At 31.9% G+C, this 8128-nt stretch carries 7 protein-coding genes; 6 read left to right on the top strand and 1 reads right to left on the bottom strand.

Going from position 1 to position 8128, the window contains the following annotated elements; translation table 11 throughout:
- Positions 1-609 precede the first annotated feature (609 nt).
- From K357_RS0107035 to K357_RS0107010, 6 genes are all read left to right on the top strand, one after another.
- Positions 610-1350, top strand: coding sequence for a gamma-glutamyl-gamma-aminobutyrate hydrolase family protein (locus tag K357_RS0107035; RefSeq protein WP_211218955.1), 741 nt, complete (start codon positions 610-612; stop codon positions 1348-1350).
- Between the two features lie 26 nt (positions 1351-1376).
- Complete coding sequence (locus K357_RS0107030) at positions 1377-2768, top strand: APC family permease (protein WP_211218954.1); 1392 nt, start codon at positions 1377-1379, stop codon at positions 2766-2768.
- Positions 2769-2774: 6 nt separating this feature from the next.
- The gene (locus K357_RS0107025) at positions 2775-3155 is read left to right on the top strand and encodes a Rid family detoxifying hydrolase (RefSeq protein WP_028258066.1); all 381 of its coding nucleotides are present in this window, start codon (positions 2775-2777) and stop codon (positions 3153-3155) included.
- Positions 3152-4291, top strand: a complete 1140-nt coding sequence (locus tag K357_RS0107020; RefSeq protein ID WP_028258065.1) for a trans-sulfuration enzyme family protein — start codon at positions 3152-3154, stop codon at positions 4289-4291. Before K357_RS0107025 ends, K357_RS0107020 begins: the two co-directional genes overlap by 4 nt.
- An 89-nt stretch (positions 4292-4380) precedes the next feature.
- Positions 4381-5778: a dipeptidase PepV gene (pepV, locus tag K357_RS0107015; protein ID WP_028258064.1), complete on the top strand. Its 1398-nt coding sequence runs from the start codon at positions 4381-4383 to the stop codon at positions 5776-5778.
- An 88-nt stretch (positions 5779-5866) separates the two neighbouring features.
- Positions 5867-6538, top strand: a complete 672-nt coding sequence (locus K357_RS0107010) for a helix-turn-helix transcriptional regulator (RefSeq protein ID WP_028258063.1) — start codon at positions 5867-5869, stop codon at positions 6536-6538.
- Between the two features lie 822 nt (positions 6539-7360).
- Here K357_RS0107010 and K357_RS09070 read toward each other — a convergent pair.
- Positions 7361-7942, bottom strand: coding sequence for a biotin transporter BioY (locus tag K357_RS09070; protein ID WP_051212168.1), 582 nt, complete (start codon positions 7940-7942; stop codon positions 7361-7363).
- Positions 7943-8128 lie beyond the last annotated feature (186 nt).

The following is an 8128-nucleotide window of genomic DNA, read 5'->3' as shown; positions in this document are numbered from 1 at the left end:
CAGTGGTAATAGAGTGGTTGTCAGATCATTCAATGCCCTCTTTAGAGGGCTACCACTAGAGAAAGACCCTTATAGGGTCAGAGCAAACCACCCGTTCTACGGGTGGTTATGATTGGAGCCAGGCTATGGAAAATCTTAAAGCTATAATTCTAGACTAAAAAATAGTACTAATTTTATTTATAACTATATCGGATTTTTTAGAGTTTTCTTTATATTTTTATACTGGGTATGATAGCTAGTTTTAGTATCGGGTTATATTATTAAGTGAATTTTACATATTATTAGAGTGTATCTTTTGGTAGGTATATTTTCTTAATGTAGAAACTAGATAGAAATAAAGATGCTTTTAAAAGTGGTTAATAGTATTTTTGGAAGTCATTTAAATAAATTATGTTTTAGTTAATTTCTTACAGTTTCATGTAGAGTTTTAACATTCTCATCATAGGAAAAGAGGTTGTTCAATTGCATTAGAAGATTTAAATTATATTTTTTTATAAAAAAATATAATTTTTTATTGAAAAGAGGAAATTTTTAATGTATAATCTAATTATAAATTTGTTATAAAATTTTATAACAAAATAAAAATTTTTTATAAAGGAGGTTTATCTTATGGGAAATAAGATGCCAATAGTTGGAATCTCTGCTAGTGTTATGATTGATCAAGGGGGGATGTTTCCTGGCTATCATAGAAGTTATGTTAATGAAGATTATGTAAGTTCTGTAGTTCGAAATGGAGGGGTACCTTTTATTATACCTGTATCGAATGTTACTGAAGTTTTAGATAATTATATTGACACAATTGATGCATTGATTTTATCAGGTGGTCATGATGTTTGCTCAATGAATTATCATGAAGAGCCATCTCCTAAGATGGGAGATATATTCCCAGAAAGAGATGCGTTTGAGTTTGCATTGTTAGAACGGGCAGAAGAAAAAGGTATTCCTATTCTGGGAATTTGTCGTGGCGCACAGATTATTAATGTGTATCATGAAGGAACTCTTTATCAAGATGTTTCATTATGTGAGACGGCAACTATAAAACATTGGCAAGGGCATTTCCCAGAACAAGTTACTCATTCAGTAGATATTGTTGAGAATTCACTGCTGCATAAGATTTTAAAAGTTAATAAAGTGTTGGTTAACTCATTTCATCATCAAATTATAAAAGATATTGGCGTTGATTTTAAGGTAGTAGGAAGATCAATGGATGGCGTTATAGAAGCAATTGAGCACAATAATTATCCAATGTTGATTGGTGTACAATGGCATCCTGAAATGTTGCATAAGAAATTTAAAGAAATGAATCAGTTATTTTCTGCATTAATTACTAATGCATGTAAAAGTCATTAAGTGTATAAATCAAGTGGGAGATACATATGATTAAAAAAAAGTTAGGGTTTTACTCCATTGTCCTTTTGACTATTAATTCTATTATCGGTACAGGGATTTTCCTTTCTCCTGGAGGTGTTGTTGCTAAAGCTGGAGATAAGGCACTTATCGTTTATATTATGGCTGCGATATTTGCATCTGTTTTAGCGGTAACCTTTGCATCTGCAGCTAAATATGTTTCTAAAGGTGGTGCATCTTATGCTTATAGTAAAGCTGCCTTTGGTAGTAATATTGGATTTTATGTAGGGATTACACGCTATATTGCAGCTAGCATTGCATGGGGAGTTATGGGAACTGCAGTCGTTAAAACAGTTCTTAATATGTTTGGCTTTGATAATGCTAATTTGACCTATGTGACAATTGGATTTATTATTTTAATGGGAATTTTATTAATAATAAATTTGTTAGGAACACGATTATTTGAGCTTATAAATAATTTATCTACAATTGGCAAGGTTGGCGCACTTGTTACAACTATTCTCGTTGGATTAGCAATTGTATTACTTACAGGTGTTAATGAATTTGATGCAATTAAAAACATAACTGATAGCACTGGCGCGAAGTTGGGTGAAAATATGGATGTTTCAGATTATGTAATGGCAGTGATTGCAGCATTTTATGCTTTTACTGGATTTGAAAGTGTTGCCTGTGGTGCTCAAGATATGGAGAAACCAGAAAAAAATCTTCCAAAAGCGATTCCGTTGGCAATAGGGATTATTGCAGTTATCTATCTTGGAATTGTGGGAACAACTATGATGATTAATCCTGTAGCTATTGTACAAACTAAAGAAGTAGTAGCTTTGGCAGCTGTATTTTCAAATCCAATTATTCGCACTATAATTCTAGTAGGTGCATTAATTTCTATGTTTGGTATTAATGTAGCAGCATCTTTTCATACTCCACGTATCTTGGAAGCAATGGCAATGCAGAATCAGGTCCCAGAATGGTTTACAGTTAGAACTAGCAAAGATTTTCCACTTAGAGCATTCTTGGTGACAATCGGAGCGGCAATATTACTTCCTATGGCTTTCCAATACAATATGACTAGTATTATTGTTCTAAGTTCCATTTCTCGTTTTATTCAGTTTATTGTAGTACCATTAGCAGTTATGGTATTTTACTTTGGAAAACAAAAAGAAGAAATTGTTAAAACCGCTAAAAAGAGTTTTGTCTTTGATGTGATCGTTCCATTTTTGGGATGCATTTTAACAATTATCTTACTCTATAAATTTAATTGGGTATCACAATTTACTATTGTAAGTAAACAAGGAGATGTATCATTAAACATGTTTGCTATTATAGCAATGTTGATTGGATACCTAGTTTTACCAGTAGGATTAATAATTTGGAGAAATTTAAAAGAAAGAAAAGAGGCATAATATAAAATGAAAAGATTGAGTAGTGAAAAAATTCCAGCAGCAGTTGGCAGTTATTCACCAGCAACACTTGTAGGAAACCTTATTTTTACATCAGGACAATTACCAATTAATCGTGAAACTGGTAAAATTGATGAAGATACTATTGAATGGCAAGTTACTCAATCTCTTAATAATATTAAGAGTATTTTAGAAGATAACAACTCTTCAATGGATAAGATTGTCAAAACAACAGTTTATTTAAGTAATATAGATGATTTTAAAGCACTTAATGATGTTTATGAAGGCTTTTTTAAAGAAAGCTATCCAGCACGTACAGCTTTTCAAGTCGGTGCCCTTCCTATGGGGGCTTTGGTAGAAATTGAAGCAATTGCGGAGGCAGATAAATGAGAGAGAACACCAAGTTGCTACATGGATATAAAGTATTAGATACTTATACTGGGGCTGCCTCTATTCCTATCTATCAAACATCAACGTTTAATAATAAACATCTTTATGATGATAGTCAAGAATACTTATATACTCGTTTTTCAAATCCAACTGTAGATGCACTTGAAGATGGATTTAGAAGTTTAGAGAATTCAAAATATGCTCTTAGTTTCTCATCAGGTATGGCTGCTATCTCCAATGTGTTAATGTTACTTAATGCTGGAGAGCATGTTATTCTACCTAAGGAAGTTTATGGAGGTACATGTCAATTTGTAAGTTATCTACTTCCAAAATATAAGGTTGAATATACTTTTGTAGATATGGCTGATATGGAATCAGTAAAAAATGCTATCCATAAAAATACTCGCATGATTTATCTAGAAACTCCATCCAATCCACTTTTAAAAGTGTGTGATATTAGAAAAATTGTAGCCTTAGCTAAAGAATATAATTTGATTACTGTAGCTGATAATACTTTTATGACATCTTTGGCACAAGAGCCTTTAGCACTTGGGGTTGATATTGTAGTTGAAAGTGTTACAAAATTTATTAATGGTCATAGTGATGTTATTGCAGGACTTGTTGCTACTAATTGTGAAGATTATTATCAAGAATTAAAATTGTTCCAAAAAAATTTTGGTGGTATTCTTGGCATTGAAGATGCTTGGCTTATCATGCGTGGGATGAAAACAATGGGAATTCGTATGGACTATGCTGTTAGAAATGCAGAAAGATTGGCTAAGTTTTTACAAAATCACCCAAAGATTAAACGAGTTTATTATCCGGGATTACAAGATCATCCAAACCACGAAGTGCATATGAAACAATCAAAAAACGGTGGAGCAGTCCTATCTTTTGAGTTGTATTCTAAAGAAGAATTACTTACTTTTACTGAAAAGATTAGTATTCCTATCTTGGCGGTCAGTCTTGGTGGAGTTGAATCTATTCTCTCTCACCCGGCAACAATGTCCCATGCATGTCTTAGTCCTGAAGAAAGATTAGAGCAAGGGGTAGTTGATGGATTACTACGTCTTTCATGTGGTATTGAAAATATTGAAGATTTAATTGAAGATTTTACACAAGCATTAGAAAGTTAATCATATAGCATATAGCACAAAATTTTACATTGTCATTCAAATTGAGCCTGTAAAATTTTGTGCTTTTCTTATAATTTGGGAGAGACACTATGAAAACTATTAATTGGAAACAAGTAGTAGAAGATAGAAAAGAAGACCTTCTACATGATATTGAACGATTACTTCGTATTAATTCCGTAAAGGGGGATCCGATTGATGGTGCTCCTCTTGGAGAAGGTCCTAAAAAAGCTATTGATGAAATAAAAAAAATGGGGGTGGAAGCAGGTTTTAAGGTAAACGATTATGGACCACTTGTTACTCGCATTGATTGGGGAAAAAGTGGCGAGCCTTTTGCTGTTATAGGTCATGTAGATGTCGTTCCAGTTGGAATGGGGTGGGATAGTAATCCTTTTGAACCTACATACAAAGATGGAAAATTAATTGCTCGTGGTAGTTTAGATGATAAAGGGCCATTAGTTTGTGCATTCTTTGCCATGAAGTTATTGAAAGAAAATGGATATATTCCAAAACGGCAATTACAGTTAATTATAGGAAGTGATGAAGAAACAAATTGGGAGTGCATGAAGTATTATCAGACCTGTGAAAAATTACCAAAAGAAGGGTTCGTGCCGGATGCTTATTTTCCAGTAGTTAATGGAGAAAAAGGAATTATTCATTTTACAATAAAAGAAGGGCAAGATGATAATCAAGTTGGTTTGTATCATTTGATACTATTTAAGAGTGGAATTAAAGAAAATATGGTTCCAGAACGAGCGGAAGCACATTTAACAGGAAGAGACTATTCAAATATTGCAAAGAATTTTAAGGAATTTTTATCGGATCATTCAAATGTTACTGGAGATTTAAAATATGGAGATGAAGAATTAATTCTTATACTCTATGGGAAATCTGCTCATGCTTCGACACCAAGCAAGGGAGTGAATGCGGGAACTTATTTGGCGAAATTTCTATATCAACAGGAAATTCAGAATGGAAAATCTTTCTTATATTATTTAGGAGAATCTTTCCATGAAACGACTGATGGCAAAAAGTTAGGTATTAATCATCAATCTAATATGGGTGACGTAACCTTTAACGTAGGGATTGCGAATTATGATTGTAAATTAGGAGGAAAAATAGTTGCTGATATTCGCTTCCCTTCCACTCAGACATCTAGAGGAATTACATCTCAACTAGAGGAATTTTTTAAAGGTAAATCTTTTAACATTATTGTTAAGAAGGAACCTCATTTCGTATCTTCAGATAGCAATTTAGTAAAAACACTATTGCGAAGTTATGAAGAGCAAACAGGTGAAAAAGGATATACTAGAGTAATAGGTGGTTCAACCTATGCAAGTTTGTTATCAGAGGGAGTTGCATTTGGTGCATTATTTCCAGGTAGAGAAGATACAATGCATCAAGATAATGAGTTTATTCCAGTTAATGATTTAATAGTAGTTACAGCTATTTATGCTCAAGTTTTGTCAGAGTTAATTTGTAGCAACTAAAGAAAGAAATTAACTATTTTTAAATTAATTTTAATATGATAGAATTAATTTAGAAATATATATATATTAGATAGAGATGGGAAAAATTATGAATAAGAATTTAAAAGTATATATCTCTCTAATAGATTTTTTGGCAGCTATTTTAGGCCCTGATACAGAAGTGGTTTTGCAAGATTTTACGGATGGTTTTGATCATTCTTTAGTATATATTAAAAATAATCTATCAAATAGGAAAATTGGTTCGCCTGCAACAGATTTTGTTTTAGATATTGTTAGAAATAAAATTCATATTGAAAATGATTATTTAGTAAATTATCGAAGCAGAACTCACTCAGGTAAGAATTTATATTCTTCTAGTTATTTTATTAAAAATGAACTCAATGATTTAGTTGGAATGATTTGTATAAATAGTGATAAATCTAAAATGATATTACTAAAAAAAATGTTTGAATCAGGGATATCTATCATCGATGAAAATCTACATGGAGATAAAGATAAAATATTGACAGATGAAACTATAGTAGAAACTTTCAACCAATCAGTTGATTCTTTAATAGATGATTTAATTTTTAAAGAAACTAATGGGAAAGATTTAGTACATTATAAATTAAGTAAATCTGAAAAAATTTCTATAGTTCAAATATTAGATAGTAAAGGTTTTTTTGAATTTAAAGACTCTATTTCAAAAGTTGCTTCTATATTTCAAATGTCAGAAGTAAGCATTTATAAATACCTTCAAGAAGTAAGGAAAGGTGAATAAAATATCTGAGGTATAACAATTTGTTGTATCCTGCGGAGCTCCTTTTGTATAGTTAGTGTGTATAATTACATTGGTCAACAAAAGATGTGTTGAAAGTATCGTCATATATATGACTTCATAGTAATCTAATGATCTATTTTTAATACTTACAACAGGTAAGGGGAACAGGATAATTGATTATGAATAGTATTGTCTTGTTTGAGGTTTTGTGGTTTGATTTCTCATAGTAAAGATTTACACGATTGTTATAGAATGAGGGCATAATGTAATAGGCGACAAAGACCTTGTTATGATATTTCATAATAAGGTCTTTTGTGTTATTTATTTTTAATCATTCATGATCCATGAAAACTTTAATATACATTATTTGCTATGTGGAAAGAATAAGGTGTATAAAAATTTATCTACTTTATATGATAGAGAAGTTACAAGCCATTGCAGAGATAAAGAGGAAATTCTTGTATAATATCTATTTCACTACAGGGATATGTTGTGTGAATGCACTTATAGAACTCAATATGGTGTGGTGAAAGCTAGTGATAGATATTTGCCTTAGGATGTGCTGATTCGTGGTATAATATACGGCATTGTAAATTGTAGATATCATAAAGAACAGTGCAGATAGTGGCGATACAGTAGTGGTGACAATACTGTAATAGAGGGTTTATGAATAGTAGATTGCTATTATAGTATAGTAATTATTTAGTACATACTACTGTGTGTAGTCGATAAACAGTAAATAGGTACTTTATATTTATTATCGTTAATTAACAGGGGGGTAGCGATTGCTAATCATTGTATAGGAAAATAAATCCTACGTGATTAGTCGCAGTAATTCGATTTTTTTACTTGCCATGCATGTGTAGAATGAGTAATTGCTTTTACAATGCGTGGTTCTACTAATGATAATAGGCAAATCATAATTACGTCTGCAGGAATATCAAAGGCAAAGGCACTGGTCATAATGGTCCAAACTGGTAAAATTTGATTCATATATAGGTTAATAATCAATCCTTTATACCCTAGGCCAAATATATAGGTAATGATAATGCCCAAGAAATTTAATAGAAAAAAGTGGAAACGACTCGTTACCGGATAGGTGCGGTATAGACCACTGATACAGGCGATGGTAGCGAGAAAACCGATAAGATACCCAAAGCTTGGTCGAAGTACATAACCAAGACCACCACCAGCAGCGAATACAGGGACACCAATTAAACCGAGTAGTATATACGATCCCATGACAGAAATGGCATAACGCATAGGTAATAAAACGGCAGTTAATAGAACAAAGGTAAATTGCAACGTATAATAATCGAAATAAGGAAGTGGAATTTGCACTTTGGCGCCGATAATAATAAGCGTTAAGCATAAGGCTGCTCTAAGTAATAATTGTAACTGCATTGGTAGATTCCCCCTGTATTACATGTAGAAACGTATCAGAGAAAGACTCTGACTAACAAATTAAGTTATTTTTATTATAGAAAGTAAATAACATAATGTCAACTTTATAGAATTCATATAGATAACAATATAACTACGCTATGTACCGTAGCCTAAATCTATCATAGAAGTATTTTAGTTATCTAT

Origin of the sequence: Veillonella montpellierensis DSM 17217 (assembly GCF_000426745.1) — a bacterium.
Taxonomy (GTDB): domain Bacteria; phylum Bacillota; class Negativicutes; order Veillonellales; family Veillonellaceae; genus Veillonella; species Veillonella montpellierensis.
The sequence above is the reverse complement of the archived record's forward strand: the minus strand, read 5'-3'. Positions and strand labels throughout refer to the sequence as shown.

Excerpts from the sequence above, each read along its gene's own strand:
- K357_RS0107025 (WP_028258066.1), top strand. The coding sequence starts at position 2,775 with ATGAAAAGATTGAGTAGTGAAAAAATTCCAGCAGCAGTTGGCAGTTAT.
- K357_RS09070 (WP_051212168.1), bottom strand. The coding sequence starts at position 7,942 with ATGCAGTTACAATTATTACTTAGAGCAGCCTTATGCTTAACGCTTATT.
- K357_RS0107030 (WP_211218954.1), top strand. The coding sequence starts at position 1,377 with ATGATTAAAAAAAAGTTAGGGTTTTACTCCATTGTCCTTTTGACTATT.
- pepV (WP_028258064.1), top strand. The coding sequence starts at position 4,381 with ATGAAAACTATTAATTGGAAACAAGTAGTAGAAGATAGAAAAGAAGAC.
- K357_RS0107010 (WP_028258063.1), top strand. The coding sequence starts at position 5,867 with ATGAATAAGAATTTAAAAGTATATATCTCTCTAATAGATTTTTTGGCA.
- K357_RS0107020 (WP_028258065.1), top strand. The coding sequence starts at position 3,152 with ATGAGAGAGAACACCAAGTTGCTACATGGATATAAAGTATTAGATACT.
- K357_RS0107035 (WP_211218955.1), top strand. The coding sequence starts at position 610 with ATGGGAAATAAGATGCCAATAGTTGGAATCTCTGCTAGTGTTATGATT.